The following is a 16024-nucleotide window of genomic DNA, read 5'->3' on the forward strand; positions in this document are numbered from 1 at the left end:
AGTGGACGGACTGCGGCAGTGCCGCGTCCGCACGACAATCGTATGGCCATTGCACGTCCCGTCTTCTTCGTGTCCGACGGTACCGGCATCACCGCCGAGACATGGGGCAATACGCTGCTGACGCAGTTCGACGGTCTGGTCTTCGACAAGACCACTTTGCCTTTCGTGAACACGGCGGAACGCGCGAGGAATACGGTGGACTATATCAATTTCGTCGGCGAGCAGACGGCGCAGCGGCCGCTGGTGTTCAGCACCACGGTCAGCGACGAGGTGCGGGAGATCCTGCGCCAAGTCAAGGGCCTGTTCATGGACTTGTTCGACCGGTTCATCCACGAAATGGAGCAGGAGCTCAAGGTCGGCTCGACCCATGCGCAGGGGCGCGCGCATGGCGTCGCCGATCGGCGACGCTACGACGCGCGCATCGAGGCCGTGCACTACGCGATGGAGCACGACGATGGCGCGTCGACGCGTGATCTGTCGCGTGCCGATCTGATCTTGATCGCGCCGTCGCGCTGCGGCAAGACGCCGACCAGCATGTACCTGGCGCTGCAGTACGGTCTGTTCTCGACCAATTTTCCGCTGACCGAGGACGATCTGGAGCACCAGCGCCTGCCGGCCGCGCTCAAGGGCCTGGAGGCGCGCTGCTTCGGCCTGACGTCCGATCCCGAGCGTCTGGCGCAGGTGCGCAGCGAGCGCCGCCCCGGATCGCGCTATGCCTCGCTCTCGCAGTGCGCCTACGAATTGCGTCAGGCCGAACAGCTCTACCGCAAGCACAACATCCCCTACGTCAACTCGGCGAGCATGTCGATCGAGGAGATCGCGACGGTGGTCTTGCAGGAAAAGCATCTGCGCAAGCACGGCTATCCTGGAGAGCCGCCGCGGTAACGGCCCCGCAACCGTTTCGCAGTACGATCAATACATTGGGCGCGCCGCTGACGATCCGCATCCCCGGCATGGCGATGCGGACCGGGTCGGCGCGCCGCTACCGCACAGGTCCACCCGAGCGAGAAACACCATGTCCGCACCGCGCCGCCCGAAGCCACGCCACCGTCACTTGACGCGCCGCGATTTCCTGCGCCGCGCCGCGCTGGGCTCGGCGCTCGCCGGCGGTCTGCCGCTGCTGCCGGGCTGCGGTTCCAGCGACGGCCTCGGCGGCCGTGGTTCCGGCGATGGCATGGCGGCGTTCCGCCACGGCGTCGCCAGCGGCGATCCGCTCGCCGATCGCGTGATCCTGTGGACGCGCGTCAGCGGCGTGAGCGCACCGACCACGGTGGACTATGTGATCTGCACCGATGCGGCGCTCCGGGACGTCGTCGGCCAGGGCAGTGTCGTCACCGATGCGGCGCGCGATTACACGGTCAAGGTCGATGCCACGGGGCTGCGTCCGGCCACGACGTACTACTACCGCTTCTCGGTCGGTGCGGTGCAGTCGCCGGTCGGGCGCACGCGCACGGCGCCGCAGGGTGCGCTGGCGCGGCTGCGCGTCGGGGTGGTGTGCTGCTCCAGCCTCGCGCACGGCTACTTCAACGCCTATCGCCGGCTGGCCGAGCGCGCCGACCTCGACCTCGTGCTGCACCTCGGCGACTACATCTACGAGTACGGCAGTGGCGAGTACGGCGACGTGCGTGCTTACGAGCCCGCGCACGAGATTCTGACGCTGGACGACTATCGCACGCGCCACGCCCAGTACAAGACCGATCCGGATCTGCAGGAGCTGCATCGCCAGCATCCCGTCGTCGCCGTCTGGGACGATCACGAGACCGCCGACAACGCCTGGCGCGACGGCGCGAACAACCACACCGAAGCCGATGAAGGGCTGTGGGCGCAGCGCAAGGCCTGGGGTGTGCAGGCCTATCACGAGTGGCTGCCGATCCGCACCCCCGAGCCAGCGCGCCCGGAGCGCATTTATCGGCGCCTGCGTTACGGCGAGCTGGCGGATTTCGTGATGCTGGACACGCGGCTCATCGGCCGCGATCTGCAGGCCGCGCTGACCGGTGCGTCCGACATGAACGACCCGGCGCGCCGCCTGCTCGGCGCCGAGCAGTTGGCGTGGCTCGAAGAACAGCTCGCGGCGCCCGGCGTGACTTGGAAGCTGCTCGGCCAGCAGGTCATGTTCGGCCAGTTGCGCATTCCCAGCCTGCCTGAACTCTCGGCGCTGACCGGCCTGCCGGTCGAGCAGTTGCAGACCTTGCTGCAGGGCTTGCCGATCGTCAGCACCGGCGGGTTGGTGATCAACACCGATCAGTGGGACGGCTATCGTGCCGAACGCATGCGCGTGTTCGATCTGCTCGAAACCCTGGGTGTGGAGAATCCGGTGGTGCTGACCGGCGACATCCATACTTCGTGGGCGATGGATCTTGCGCGCGATCCAGTCAATCCGCTGGTCTACGATCCACTGACCGGCGAGGGCTCGCTCGGCGTCGAGTTCGTCTGCACCTCGGTGACCTCGCCGGGGCTGGATCCGCTGGCCGAGTTCGCGCCGCTGGTGCGGCTGTTCAATCCGCACATGAAGTACGTGGATCTCGCGCGCAAGGGTTACCTGCTGCTCGACATCACGGCCGAGCGGGTGGTCGGCGAGCACTGGTATGTCGAAACCGTCAGCGAACCCGGCGGCAGCGAGAGCTTCGGCGCCGCCTTTGCAGTCGCCGCCGGGACGCGGCGCCTGGTCACCGCCGAGCAGACCTCGCCCAAGCCGGATGCGCCCGCGCTGGCGCCGTAGCGCGCGTCGAGCCGCTATGCTGTCGCGGTGAGCCCACCGTCATCGTATCCGCCGCGTCTGACCCGCCTGATCGACGCCCTGCGGCGTCTGCCCGGGGTCGGCCCCAAGTCGGCGCAGCGCATGGCCTTCCACTTGCTCGAACGCGAGCGTGATGGCGCGCGCGCGCTGTCCGCGGCGCTACTCGATGCGCTCGACAACATCGGCCGCTGCACGCAGTGCCGCATGTTCTGCGAGGGCGAGGGCTGCCGTTACTGCAGCGCCGCGCGCACCGAAACCGGCCAGTTGTGCATCGTCGAAGGGCCGGCCGACCTGATCGCAATCGAGCAGGGCACGCCGTATCGCGGCCGTTACTTCGTGCTGATGGGGCGACTGTCGCCGATCGACGGCATCGGCCCGGACGAGCTGGGCCTGCCTCGATTGAGCGAACAGCTCGATGCCGGATGGGTGCGCGAGCTCATCATCGCCACCAATCCGACCGTGGAGGGCGAAGCCACCGCTTACTACCTGGCCGAGATGGGCAAGGCGCGCGGCATCCGCGTCAGCCGCATCGCCCACGGCGTGCCCATGGGCGGTGAGCTCGAATACGTCGACGCCGGCACGCTCGCGCACGCGCTCAGCGGACGCACGAGCCTCTAGATCATTCGAGCAAAGCGTCGATCTTCGCGGCGCAAATGAAGTCGTTCTCGCTCAAGCCGCCGACCGCGTGTGTCCAGTAACGCACCGTTGCGGTCTTGTATCCGAAGCTGATGTCCGGATGGTGATCCTGGGTATGTGCGATCCACGCCACCGCGTTGACGAAGGCCGTGGTCTGCCAGTAGTCGTCGAAGCCGAACTGCGCCTCGATCACCTTGCCGTCCTCGACGATGCGCCAGCGCGCGTGCAGCTGCCGTTTGAGTGAGGTGGCGGCGGCCAGGTCCAGCGGCGGTACGCCGCCTTCGCAGGGGGTGCACTGCTTCTTGGAGAGATCAGACATCGCCAGCGTCCGCGGCAAAGACCGGACAAGTTTAGCCGGCATTGCACCCGGCCCTGACACTTGCGCTCGCCGCCGCAAAGGGGTCGCGGCGAGTGCGTGCGCGCGCGCAGTGTGCGGTGATGATCGCAGAAGTCCTAACGGGCGCGGAACTCGCGCACCGCGCGTGCCAGCTCGCGCAGCGCCGCGGTGTCGGCATCGAGCTGATAGCGGCTGCCGAGATACAGATGGACGATCCTGCGCAGCGCCGCCGTCCACTGCGGCCGCACGGCGGCGACGCGATCGACGTAGTCGCGCGGGCCTTCGGCGGGGCCGGGCGGCAGGCCGGCGCGAGCGAGCTTGCGCGTGAAGCGGCGCCATTGGCGCAGCGCCGCATCCTCGATGCGCGCCGGCGCGGCCTTGCGCAGCAGCATCAGGCCGAGCAGCGCCAGCGTCACCGTGAGGCCAACGGTCAGCGCGAGGATCATGCGGCGCAGATCGCCGAGCCCGAAGCGGCCGAGGAACTGCTGCTGCAGCTCCGGACCGTAGCCGAGCACCAGGGCATTCCACCGAGCATTGATCAAATCCCAGCGCGCTTCGAGGTAGTAGCGCAGACGCGTGCGCGCCGACAGGTGGCCCGGCAGGCCTTGGAGTTCGCTCAGCGCCGCCTCGATGCTCTGTTCGATGCGCTCCGGCGCCACCGCCGCGGTCGGGTCGATGCGCACCCAGCCTGCGCCGGCGATCCAGATCTCGGTCCAGGCGTGCGCGTCGGACTGGCGCACGACGTAATAGCCGCCGAACTCGTTGAGCCGTCCGCCCTGATAGCCGGCGATCACGCGCGCCGGGATGCCCGCGGCGCGCATCAGAACGGCAAAGGCGCTCGAATAGTGTTCGCAGAAGCCGCGCCGCGTGTCGAACAGGAACTCATCGACGCTGTGCCGGCCGAGCGCCGGCGGCTGCAGCGTGTAGACGTAAGGCTGCTCGCGGAACATGCGCAGCACGGCGCGCGCGACTTCGATGTCCTGCGGATGCGTCTCTCGTAGGCGCCGCGCGAGCGCGCGTGTGCGCGGATTGAAGCCCTCCGGCAGGCGCAGATAACGGCGCGGATGCCGCAGCGTCGGTGCAAGGCGATAGTCCGTGTACGAGCTCAGCGCGTAGCGGCGGCGTTCGATCACGCTTTTGCGCGCGAGCAACTGGCCATCGCGGCCGAGAAAGGCGTCGCCGGGTAGCGAGGCGGGCGCGGGCACATCGAGCGCGAACAGCCAGGGTGCGCGATGGGGTTCGAGGGTGATCTGGTAGCGCACCGCTTCGCCGCGCAGTTCGATCTCGGGGGCGTCGCCGGCGGCGAGCGTGGGCAATCCGTTGGTCCAGGCGCGGCCGTCGAAATGGTCGAACACCGGGCCGCGCCAGTAGCGCTTCGACGGTGGCGGCACCGCACCGTCGAATTCGACCCGAAACGCGACCTCGTCGGACTCGATCAGGGTTGAAATGTCGCCCGGACCCATGCGATCGGACAGGCCGCTGCGCGCCGCACCGGCGTCCGCCGGCAGGCCCCACAGCGGGCCGGGGAGGCGCGGAAACAGCACGAACAGCAACAGCATCAGCGGCAGCGCCTGCAGGGCGATGGCGCCGGCCTTGCGCAGCGTGTGCCGCGGCGGCAGCGCGCCGCGGTGCTGGCATTCGACCAGTACTGCCGTGGTGGCGACGACGCAGACGATCAGATAGGCCGCGGTCCACAGCTCCTGCGAGAACAGCAAATGCGTCAGCAGCATGAAGTACATCAGGAACACCACGACCATGACGTCGCGGCGGCCGCGGAATTCGAGCAGCTTGAGGGCCGCCATGATGCACAACAGCGCGGTACCGGCGTTCTGCCCGGAGATGCGGCCCTGGTAGGACCACAGTACGCCGACGAGGGCGAGCAGGGCGATGCCGATCTTGAGCCAGGTCGGTGGCAGGCGCCATTGCTGGTGGGCGGCGAGGCCACGCCAGAGGATGAGCGCAAGAATGCTCACCGTTTCCCAGGCCGGCAGACGCAGCGCGTGTGGCGACATGACCAGCAGCAGCACCGCGAGCAGGCGCCACAGCGAGACCAGGGGGAGGTACTCGTTCATGCGGCGTCGGCGTCGAACAGCGCGAGGGCTTTGAGGCACGCGAAGCGATGCGCATCGCCGCGGCCCGGCGGAATCAGCGCGCCGGGCAGGCGCAGGCCGTAGTGGCGCATCGCGGCTTCGGCGTCGAGCACCCAGCGCGCGAGCTGCGACAGCCGTGCCTCGGTATCGAGTGCGGCCAGCGCCGAGTAGTCCAACCACAGATCCTGCTCGAGGGTCTCGGCGAACTGCTTGACCATCGGGTGCTGCAGCTTGGGCAGGCTCTTCCAGTGGATCGAGCGCGGGGTGTCACCGCGCCGATAGCTGCGCAAGCCGGCGAACTCGTCCTGTCCGCTGCGGTCGCCACTGTCGAGGCCGCCGGTTCCGGCAGCGGCCGGCGGCTCGCCGCCGTGCGCGGCCGGTTTCGGGAACACCAGGCAGCGCATGTCCAGCTCCGCCCAGGTCCACGCATGGAACAGGCCGAGCGGATACTCGGTGGAGACGCTGAACACGCGCGCATCCAGCCAGCCGCGCTGCGTCGCCGGCAGGGACAGCAGGAACGAGCCGGAACCGAGTGCGGCCACATCCGAAGGGACGGCCTGCCCCTCGTTCTTGGGCCAGCTCGCCGTGAGTGAGTAGCGCGGCGTGGTCGAGGGGTTGTCGATGTACAGCTCGAAGTGCGCGGTCTCCCCGGCGAACACTGGCTCGCAGTGGCCGGCGCGCAGTTGCACGCCGACCAGGTTCGCGTGCGTGTGGTGCATGCACACCAGCGCGATGCCGGCGAGCAGGAAGGTCAGCAGAAAGGCCATGCTGTTGGAGTAGTTCATCGCACCGAGCAGCATCACCAAGAGCATCAGCGCGAAGAAGTAGCCGAAGCGCGTCGGCAGGATGTAGACGCGATGGCGTGTGATCGCGATCGGCCCCGGCTGACGCTTGACCCTGGCCATGACCCAGGCGTCGATGCGCTCCTGCGCCCAGCGCAGCGGGTGCAGAAGGATCTTGAACAAGAGCCATGCACGCATGGCGCTCAGTTTCCAGTTTCCGGTTTCCGGTTGCCAGAACGCAGCGGCTTTTGACCGGAGACTGGAAACTCCCCACTGGAAACCGCCGTCACGGAATCGCGACCTGCGCAAGCACTTCCTCGGCCGTGATCGACGCGCCTTCGCGTTCGGCGGCGGCGAGCAGTCGATGATTGACGACGGCGACGAACACCGCCTGCACGTCCTCGGGAATCACGCCGCCGCGACCCTCGATCATCGCCCAGGCCTGCGCGGCGCGGCGCAGCGCCAGCCCGGCGCGCGGCGACAGGCCCTGGCGCAAGCCCGGCAGTTCGCGCGTGCGCCGGATCAGGGCCATCAGATAATCGATCAGCGCCGGCGCGGTGCGCACCTGCTGCACCTGCTGCTGTAGCGCGAGCAGCTCCGCGGGCGCCAGCACCGCAGCCGTTTCGAGCAAAAGATCGCGACGCTCGCGCTCCTGCAACAAGGCGCGTTCGGCCTCCGGCGGCGGATAGCCCAGCGAGATGCGCATCAGGAAGCGGTCGAGCTGCGACTCGGGCAGCGGGAAGGTGCCGATCTGCTGCACCGGGTTCTGCGTCGCGATCACGAAGAACGGCTCGGGCAGCCGTCGTGTCGTGCCTTCGATCGTGACCTGGCGCTCCTCCATCGCTTCGAGCAGCGCCGATTGCGTCTTCGGACTGGCGCGGTTGACCTCGTCGGCGAGCACGAGCTGCGAGAAGATCGGCCCCGGATGAAAGCGGAACGCCACCTCGCGTGCGTCGTAGACGGAAACCCCGAGGATGTCGGCCGGTAGAAGATCGGAGGTGAACTGCACGCGCTGGAAGTCCAGCCCGAGCACCTTGGCGAGCGCCAGCGCCAGCGTGGTCTTGCCGACGCCGGGCATGTCCTCGATCAGCAGGTGGCCACGCGCGAGCAGGCAGGTCATCGCCAGCCGCAGTTGTGCCGGCTTGCCGAGGATGATGGTGTCGAGCTTCTGCAAAGCCTGATGCAGCGGCGCGGTCATGAAAGGCGTCCCCCAATCCGATCGAACTCCCGGCAGTGTATTGAAGCGCTTCGCGATTTTCCGGAGCCTGCGCTCGAGGCATAGCCAACCAACGGCGGCATTCCACCCGACCGGCAGCCATGGTCGCGGCGCGCAAGCGCTTGCGGTGGCGTGGACGCGGCCGCACCATACCGATCATTCGATTGTCCCGAGACACCCGTGAATCGTCACAAGCGGCAACTCAGTCGAGACCTGCAGAACGCCACCACATACGCCGAATGGCGCGCCGCCGCCGAGGCGCTGGACCGCCTCGATGGCTACGATGAATGGCGCGACGCTGATGCCAGCGCCGACTACGACTGGCGCCTGATCCGGGCTCGGCTGCGTCAGGTGCGCCAGCTGCGCGCCGAAGGACAAATCGCCAAGCTCGTGCACCACCTGCGCCAGGGTCTGCACTGGAATCTCGGCAACATCGGCAATCCGCGGCTGTACGAACGCGCACGCGTCGGCACCAAGCGGCTCATCCACGACTACGTCGGTGAGATCTCCGAGACGCTCCGATATCTGGCCGATCTGGATGCGCCGGAGTTCCCGCCGGCCGACAAGCACAGGTTCTTCACCGAGGTCGCGCACAGCTACGGTCGTTCGGCGCTGATGCTCTCCGGCGGCGCGACGCTGGGCCTGTTCCACGTCGGCGTCGTCAAGGCCTTGTACCGCGAGGGGCTGGTGCCGCCGATCATGTCGGGTTCCAGCGCCGGCTCGGTGGTGTGTGCGACCGTCGGCACGCGCGAGCCGCATGAGGTCGAGGAGCTGCTCGATCCGGAAGCCGCGTACTACCACTTCTGGCGCATCCTGCCGTGGCGCGACATGCTGCGCAATCGCGCGCTGATGGACCAGAACCAGTTGCGCAAGGCGATCGCCGCCAACGTACGCGATTGGACCTTCGAGGAGGCTTACCGGCGCTCCGGTCGCGTCATCAACATCACCGTGTCTCCGGCGGGCGTGAACCAGCCGCCGCGTCTGCTCAACCACCTGACGTTCCCTTACCTGTACCTGCACGAGGCGGTGCTCGCCTCCTGCGCGGTGCCGGTGCTGTTCCCGCCGGTGATGCTGATGACGCAGGACGAGCGCGGCCAGCGCGTGCCGTACATGCCGCTGCTGCGCTGGAACGACGGCTCGCTCAAGTCCGACTTGCCGATCTTGCGCATGCGTCGCCTGCACAACGTCAACCACTTCATCGTCAGCCAGACCAATCCGCACGTGCTGCCGTTCGTGTCGCGGCGCGAGCCGGGTGACGGCAACGTGCTGCACGGTGCGCGCGACTTCGCCTATTCCAGCCTGCGCGGTCAGGCCAAGAGCGTGATCGATCTGGTGCGCCACCGCCTGCCGATGGGCAACCTGCGACGCACGCTGGATCTGGGCTCGTCGATTCTCGATCAGGAGTATCGCGGCAACATCAACATCCTGCCCGAGGTCAGTCTGTGGCGGTATGCGAACGTCACCTCGAATCCGTCCATGGAGTCGATCAAGCGCTTCATCCTGGAGGGCGAGCGCGCGACCTGGCCGCGCATCGAGATGATCCGCAACCAGACCCTGATCAGTCAGACGCTGAACGACTGCATCGAGCGTATCGAGCGTGGGCCGCAGGCGCGACTCGCGGCGCCGACGCCGGGGACCAAGCCCGATTTGCGCGTGGTACGCACGCGTGGTGGCTAGGAGCCTGGACGGTAGAAACGCAGGCGGCTGCGGCTCCGCCGTTTTTCGGGCATCTTCCGCGCTGCTTTTCGGCCAATAGAACCCGCTACTCACCTCAAGCCAACGCGAAACCTGCCTCGAAATGGCTTTGCCTCGCCTGCCAGGTTCCTACCGTCCAGGCTCCTTGCGCACTCGCCGATTCCGTCTCGCGCCCCGGTTCGGCGGCTCGGTCCCGCGACGAGGGCATCAGGCTGGGGTCGCGCCCTTTGCGTGCGCGTGCCCGCGCACCGGCTCACGCCTCGTCCAGCTCGATCCAGCGCAGCGCCGGGTCTTCGATCAGCGGCAGGTACAGCGCTGCCCGCGGCGGGTGTGCCGGGTCGTAATCGCGCATCAGCGCGCAGTAGTCCTGTAGTTGCGCGCGGTAGCGCGCGAGTTCGTTGCGCACGAAGCCGGCGCTGTCGGCGCCTTCGTGCGTGCTGGTCTTGAAGTCGACGATCCAGCGCACGCCGCCGTCGACGAAGCAGCGGTCGATCCTGCGCCGTTGCAGTAGCCCGTCGCGCAGGGTGCTGAGGTCGAACTCGCTCACGGCGTCGGTATGACGCGAGTCGAGCAGCCAGCGGCCGCGCGCATCGTCGAGCGTGTTGACCAGCGCGCGCAGCACGCGCGCGGCGGCATCACCGCGGCGTGCGCTGGGCACGCCCATATCGCGCAGGGCCGATTGCAGGCTGGCCTCCAGCGAGCGACAGCGCGCCGCGGTCCACTGCCCGACGCCGTCCTCGGCGATGCGCTGCACATAGCGGTGGTAGAGCACGCCGACCGCGCGCGCGGTTTCGCCGGCCCAGTCGAAGCGCAAGGGCTCGCCGCCGATAGCGGCTTGAGGGGTTGGTAGCGGCAGGCCGGCTGGTCGCGGGGGGATCGGCCAGCTCCGCAGGCGGCGCAGCGGCGGTGGGTCCGGCGGAGCATCGGCGACCGGCGCGACGTCCTCGGCCGGCGTGGGTGCCTGCGCCGCCGCGTCGAAATCGGCCCGGACGGCGGGCCACAGCCGCGCGAGCAGGCTGCGCTCGGGCGGTCGGGTGAGTTTGCCGTCGGCGCCGCGCGCGACGGCGCCGACAAGATGCAGGCGCTGGCGTGCGCGGGTGACGGCGACGTAGAGCAGGCGTCCGTCCTCGTAGCGCTGCTTGCGCTGCTGGCGCAGGCGCAGGTAATCGTAGCTGGCACTGCGCGCGGCGCCGGTCGCCTGCACCGGCGCGAGCAGCAGACGTGCCTTGCCGGCGCCGTCGGTGAGCTGTTCCCAGACCACCGGCGGCGGATCGTCGCTGCGCGTGTCGCGGCCAAGGCCGGGGACGATGACGACATCGAACTCCAGCCCCTTGGACTTATGGATCGTCATCACGCTGATGCCGGCATCGCCGCTGCCTTCGGCGCTCGCCTTGAGCTCGTGCAAGGCGAGATCGAGCGTCGACGGGTCCTCCAGCGTGGTGCCCGGCGCCAGGCGCTGCAAGCAATCGAAGTAGGCGGCGGCATCGGCGAGCGCGGTCGGCGCGGTGGCGCAGGCCGGTCCGCCGAGCGCGACCCAGGTGGCCTCGACCCAGCGGCGCAGCGGCAGGCGTCCCCGCTGCGCCTGCGCCTGCGCGATCACCGCCCGCAGCCGCAGCAGGCGTTCGCGGCCGTCGTCGCCGAGTCGGTCGACGCGCGCGGGATCGTGCATCGCCGCGAGTAGGCTGTCGTGCGCAGGCAGGTCGGCGGCGAGCGCGTGCAGGTCGGCGAGCTTGAGCCCGCACCAGGGCGCGCGCAGCACGGCGAGCCAGGCGATGCGGTCGAGGGGGTGCAGCAGCGCCAGCGTGAGCGCACGCAGATCGCCGATCAGCGGACGCTCGGACAGGCTCTCGATGTCGACGGCCTGATAGTCGATCCCGGCGTCGCGCAGCGCTACGCCGATGGCGTCGAGGTGGCCGCGGTTGCGCACCAGGATGGCGATGCGCGCGCCGGGGTCGCGTGCGCGTTCCGTGCGCAGGATGTGCAGCACGCGCTCGGCTTCGGCGGCAGCGGTGGCGTCGATCAGCGCATGGACCGTAACGGCGTGGCCGTCGAGGGGCTCGCGCGCGGCAGCGGCGGTGCAGAACGACACCGCCGCCAGATCGCGGTCGTCGTGCTGCGGCATCACCTGGACGAAATGCGTGTTGACCCAGTCGACCAGACCCGCCTGCGAGCGGAAGTTGCGCTGCAAACGCAGCGGGGTCAGCGGCAGCGCGCCGATGCCGCGTTCGACGGCATCGAGGAACAGGCCGACGTCGGCCTCGCGGAAGCGGTAGATGCTCTGCATCGGGTCGCCGACCGCGAACAGCGTGCGACCGTCGTCGGCGCTCCAACCGGCGGTCAGGCCCTGCAGCAGCCGCCACTGGGTCTGCGAGGTGTCCTGGAACTCGTCGACGAGCAGGTGGCGAACGCGGTAGTCCAGGCGCAGCGCGAGTTCGCTCGGGGCCTCGGCGTCGCCGAGCGCGGCGACGGCGTTGGCCGCGATCTCGGCGAAGTCGACGACGCCGCGCGCCGCGAACACCAGGCGCAGTTCGGCGGCGGCGAGCCGCAGGGTGTCGAGCAGGGCCTCGAGCACCGCCCATTCCTCATCGCTATAGCACGCCGCCGGCAGATCGAACAGCGCGGCGAGGGCTTCTTGCGCGCCGTCCACTGCGGCCAGCTCGCCGATCAGCGCCTGGTGTGCGCTGCGCGCTGGCTCCAGTAGCGCTTTCTCGGCCTTGGTCTTGCCGGCGGGAAAGCCCAAGGTGGCGTCCACCTTGGTACGCCAGTTGCGCTCTGCTGTGAACACGAGGTCCAGCAGCGCCCGCCAGTGCGGTAGGGCCGACGGCTCGCACACCGGCCAGCGCTCGGTGTCGACACGATGCAGCGGCAGCTCCGGCGCCGACAGCCGCCGCTGCGCCGAGGCATGCGTGGCGGAGCGCAGCCACTGCACCTTGAGCGCGGGTGGGATCGCTGCGTCGGCGCGCGCAAGGGCGGCGCGGATCACGTCCGCGAAGGCCGCTTCGAGCAACGCGCGCGTGCGGCCGGCGCTGGCGCTGCGGGTGACCAGCGCCAGCCATTGGTCACGGCGCCGCAGCAGCTCGATCAGTTGCTGCTCCAGACGCGCCGTGCGGTTGTCGAGGTGTTCGAGCACGCGCGCGACCGCCGCCGCCTGCGATAGATCGGTTTCCAAGGCGCGCAGCACGGCGCGCGCGGCCTCGCGGTACAGCGGCACGGGGTCGTCGGCGATCTCGAGCGCGCCGCCGAGCCCGGAGCCGAGCGGCGACTGGCGCACGATCTCGGCGCACAGCGCGTCGATGGTGCGGATGCGCAGACGCTGCGGCGTCTCGTCGAGCCGCCAGCCGCGCGCCTGCGAGCGTGCGAGCACGGCGCGTGCGAGTGTCCAGGTGTGCTGGCGGTGTGGCTCCGGCGGCGGCGTGGATTCGCGGGCGCGGCCGATCGCGTCGAACACGCGGTGCCGCATCTCGGCCGCGGCCTTGCGCGTGAAGGTGATGGCGACGATCTCCTCGGGCTCGTCGACGCCGGCGAGCAGCACCAAGAGGCGCTGGGTCAGCAGCTCGGTCTTGCCGGAACCGGCGGGCGCCTGGACGATGAAGCTGCGCGTCGGATCGAGCGCGTCCGCGCGCGCCCGGGCATCCGCGGCCAAGGCGTCGGCCGCGCTCATGGCAGGACCTCCTCGTCTGCGGCGGCCGCCCACGGCGCGGACTCGCGCACGCGGCACAGCGCGTGGAGCTGGCAGTCGCGACAAGACTGGCGCGGATGCTTGGGCGTGACGCTGGCCAGCCCGCGGCCGATCTCCTCGGCGACGGTTTCGAGCTGGCCGCGCCAGCGGCCCATCAGCGCTGACCAGCTCGCCGCATCGCGGGTGTCGCGCTCGCGTTCATAGGGTTTGATGCCGGGCGCGATCTCGTCGGATGCGGCCAGGCCGTCGAAGCCGACCTCGCCGACGCGCAGGCGTGCATAGGCGATGCCGTCGATGTCCGGCTCGGTGAGTGCGTAGAGCAACAGTTGCGGTTCCTCGGGGCGGCCGTCGCGCCACGGGGGTTTGCGCGCCGCGCCGGTCTTGTAGTCGATGACCAGGCGCCGGCCGTCGTCGAGGCGATCGATGCGATCGGGGCGCAGGCGCAAGCGCAGTCCGCCGAAGCTGCGCTCGGAGATGCCGGGTGTCTCGGCATCGAGCGGCTCACCCTCGATGATTTCGACCGAAAACGGCGGGCGTTCGCGTTCGATCTCCAAGAAGGTGCGCAGCAGTGCGCGCAGGCGCCGTGCTTCGAGGCTGCGCATCCTTGGTGCGAAGCGCTGCGGTGCGCGAGCGGCCGCGCGGTCGAGTTCGGTGTCGACGGCGGCGGCGATCGCCTCGTCGAGCGCGGCGTCGTCCAGCGCGGCGAGCGCGCCATGGTGGCGCCAGTTGCGCCAAAGAGTTTCGAGCGTGCGATGCGCGAGCAAGCCGCGGTCGATCGGGTTCGGACCGTAGCCCGGCTCCTCCAGCGCCGCGGCGCCGAGACGGTGACTCGCGAACGCGCGAAACGGGCAGGTGGCCTGATCGGCGAGCAGACGCGTACCGCCGGGCAGCGGCAGTTGCGGGTCCGGGCGCGGCGCGTAGACGTCGGTGAGCGTTTCCAGTTCGGCAGCGGCGCGCATCGCCTGCCAGTGCTGCGGCCCGCTCGTCGGCGGCAGGCGTTGCGCGCGTGCGGCTTCGTCCCGGATCAGCGGGCTGGGCGACAGGGGCCGGTCGCCGTCGCTCGCCGCCCAACTGAAGACGACCTCGCCCGCTGCGGCGCGCCAGTTCTGTGTGGTGCGCTCGGCCCAGGCGAGTTCCTGCATCGTCGATGCGTGCGGCATGCCCAGGCGGCGTTGCAGATCGAAGGGGATGAACGGATTCGGGCGCCCCGCTGGCGGCCAGCTCTCATCGTCCAGTCCCATGACCCAGAGCGCATCGAAATCCAGACCCTGTGCTTCCAGCGCGCCGAGCACCTGGATGTTGAGCGGCGGCGTCTGCGGTTGGAAGATGCGCTCGCCGGCGAGATGGCGGAGCTGGGCCAAGGCGACGGACGCCGATACCGGCCCGAGCACGTCCTCGAGCGCGCCGAGTTCGGCGAGTAGATCGCGCCAGGCTTCCAGCGCCTGGAACTCCGCGCTGTCGAGTGTGCGCGGGCCGGGCCAGCCGGCCGCATCGAGCGCCTCGCTGAAGCGGTCGGCCCAGGTCGGCAGGTCGGCGCGGTGCAGTGTTGACAGCCTTGGCAGGCGCGCCAGCGCGGCGCGCAGCCGGTCGCGATCCCGCGCGAGCTGCATCAGCGTGGCGAGATCGAGCCGCAGATGCCCTTGCGCGCGTGCGCGCCGATCGAGTTCGGCGCGCTCGGTCGCGTCGGTTTCACCGGCGCCCCAGTAGGGCGAGCACAGCAGCGCGCCGGCCGCCGGCAGATCCAGACCTTCGGCCAGCAATTGCAGCAATAGCAGCGCGCAGTGCACCAGCCCGAAATGTACGAGCGGCTCGCCCAGGCTCAGGTTGTAAGGACGCACCGCGGAACCGGCACTCAGCGTGTCGAACGCCGGGCACAGCACCTGGTCGAAGACGCGGATCAGCTCGGCTCGGCGTGCGTGCAGATCCGGCACGATGACGCCGATGCGCTCATCCGGCGTGCGCCGTGCGCGTTCGGCAACCCAGAGCGCGGCGGCGAGCAGCTCCTGCTCCGCCGTCGGTGCACACACGGCGCTGACGCTGGCGGTCTGCGCCTGCGCATCCAGCCGCAGCAGCTCGCAGCGACGATCGCGCAGCGCAGCCAGCATCCGCTGCTGCCAGGGCAGGATCGTCTCGAAGCCGGCGAGCACGATCGTGCCCGGCAGCGCCGGCGCCGTGGCCAGGGCGGCGATGGTGTCGGCGCGAAGCTGAGCGGCGTCGCGGCAACCGAGCTTTGCGCAACGTTCCTGGTACTGCCGTGCCCAGCGGTTGTAAGCCTCTATCTCCGGCGATGACGCCGGCAAGGGCGGCGCGAGCTCATAGTCGGCGCACAGCCGCCAGGCCTGGGCCGCGGCTCGCGCCGCCGCGCCTTCGTGCAAGATCGTGAAATCCTCGCGCGACTCATGGACGATGAGCCGCCACAGCAGCTCTGTACGTGCCGCCGACAGGCCGCGCGCCTGCGCCTCGGGCACGCCCAGGGTGTCGGCGCGCGCCTGCAGCCAGGTTTCAGCCGTGTGGATTGCTGGCGTGCGCCACGTCCGCATTCCGCGCGCCGCCTGCCAGCGCGCGTACGCCGTCTGCAGGTGCTGCACCAGACGCGGGCTGACGCACAGGACGAGCGTGTCGGCAGTGTCGGCGTGCGACAGGCGCTCGAACAGGGCCGCGCGTTCCATCGACCGCAGATCGCTGATCCTCATGCAGCAGAGTATGACGAAGCACAGGCTCAAAATCCGAGCCTGCATAGCGGCAGTCGGCGTCGATCCGGGAGTTGGTGATCCAGCGCTCGATCGGTCAGGCGGGTGCGCGCTGGAGGGGCGATGCACCTCATTTGGGGGAGCCGGACTGGGTTCGGTGTG

The 16024-nt window shown here is 69.5% G+C and carries 10 protein-coding genes; 4 read left to right on the plus strand and 6 right to left on the minus strand.

What is annotated here, in order from left to right:
- Window positions 1–42: 42 nt before the first annotated feature.
- The 3 genes from ppsR (at window position 43) to recR (ending at window position 3355) form a co-directional block, all read left to right on the plus strand.
- Window positions 43–885 (plus strand): posphoenolpyruvate synthetase regulatory kinase/phosphorylase PpsR, encoded by an 843-nt coding sequence (ppsR, locus tag ABSH63_RS05880; protein WP_352888279.1) that lies wholly within the window; start codon window positions 43–45, stop codon window positions 883–885.
- 130 nt (window positions 886–1015) lie between these two features.
- Window positions 1016–2719 carry an alkaline phosphatase D family protein gene (locus ABSH63_RS05885; protein ID WP_352888281.1) on the plus strand — a complete coding sequence of 568 codons (1704 nt, stop codon included), beginning with the start codon at window positions 1016–1018 and terminating at the stop codon, window positions 2717–2719.
- A 27-nt stretch (window positions 2720–2746) separates the two neighbouring features.
- Window positions 2747–3355: a recombination mediator RecR gene (recR, locus tag ABSH63_RS05890; RefSeq protein WP_352888283.1), complete on the plus strand. Its 609-nt coding sequence runs from the start codon at window positions 2747–2749 to the stop codon at window positions 3353–3355.
- Between the two features lies 1 nt (window position 3356).
- On the opposite strand, the gene ABSH63_RS05895 is transcribed toward recR, so the two are convergent.
- The 4 genes from ABSH63_RS05895 to ABSH63_RS05910 form a co-directional block, all read right to left on the minus strand.
- Complete coding sequence (locus ABSH63_RS05895; protein ID WP_352888284.1) at window positions 3357–3692, minus strand: 4a-hydroxytetrahydrobiopterin dehydratase; 336 nt, start codon at window positions 3690–3692, stop codon at window positions 3357–3359.
- A 134-nt stretch (window positions 3693–3826) separates the two neighbouring features.
- The gene (locus ABSH63_RS05900; protein ID WP_352888286.1) at window positions 3827–5782 is read right to left on the minus strand and encodes a transglutaminase TgpA family protein; all 1956 of its coding nucleotides are present in this window, start codon (window positions 5780–5782) and stop codon (window positions 3827–3829) included.
- Window positions 5779–6780, minus strand: a complete 1002-nt coding sequence (locus tag ABSH63_RS05905; protein ID WP_352888287.1) for a DUF58 domain-containing protein — start codon at window positions 6778–6780, stop codon at window positions 5779–5781. The genes ABSH63_RS05900 and ABSH63_RS05905 overlap by 4 nt, the downstream gene beginning before the upstream one ends.
- 88 nt (window positions 6781–6868) lie before the next feature.
- Entirely contained in the window at window positions 6869–7780 is a 912-nt protein-coding gene (locus ABSH63_RS05910) for an AAA family ATPase (RefSeq protein WP_352888288.1), read from the minus strand.
- A gap of 198 nt (window positions 7781–7978) precedes the next feature.
- Here ABSH63_RS05910 and ABSH63_RS05915 point away from each other — a divergent pair, with 198 nt between their 5' ends.
- A complete protein-coding gene (locus ABSH63_RS05915; RefSeq protein ID WP_352888289.1) occupies window positions 7979–9475 on the plus strand; it encodes a DUF3336 domain-containing protein in 1497 nt (498 codons plus the stop codon).
- Window positions 9476–9746: 271 nt separating this feature from the next.
- Here the strand turns inward: ABSH63_RS05915 and ABSH63_RS05920 are convergent, their stop codons facing one another.
- Both ABSH63_RS05920 and ABSH63_RS05925 read right to left on the minus strand, forming a co-directional pair.
- Window positions 9747–13154: a UvrD-helicase domain-containing protein gene (locus tag ABSH63_RS05920; RefSeq protein WP_352888291.1), complete on the minus strand. Its 3408-nt coding sequence runs from the start codon at window positions 13152–13154 to the stop codon at window positions 9747–9749.
- Window positions 13151–15865, minus strand: coding sequence for a PD-(D/E)XK nuclease family protein (locus ABSH63_RS05925; RefSeq protein ID WP_352888293.1), 2715 nt, complete (start codon window positions 15863–15865; stop codon window positions 13151–13153). The genes ABSH63_RS05920 and ABSH63_RS05925 overlap by 4 nt, the downstream gene beginning before the upstream one ends.
- Window positions 15866–16024: the final 159 nt, after the last annotated feature.

The organism is Sinimarinibacterium thermocellulolyticum (assembly GCF_040327995.1).
GTDB classification, from domain to species: domain Bacteria; phylum Pseudomonadota; class Gammaproteobacteria; order Nevskiales; family Nevskiaceae; genus Solimonas; species Solimonas thermocellulolyticum.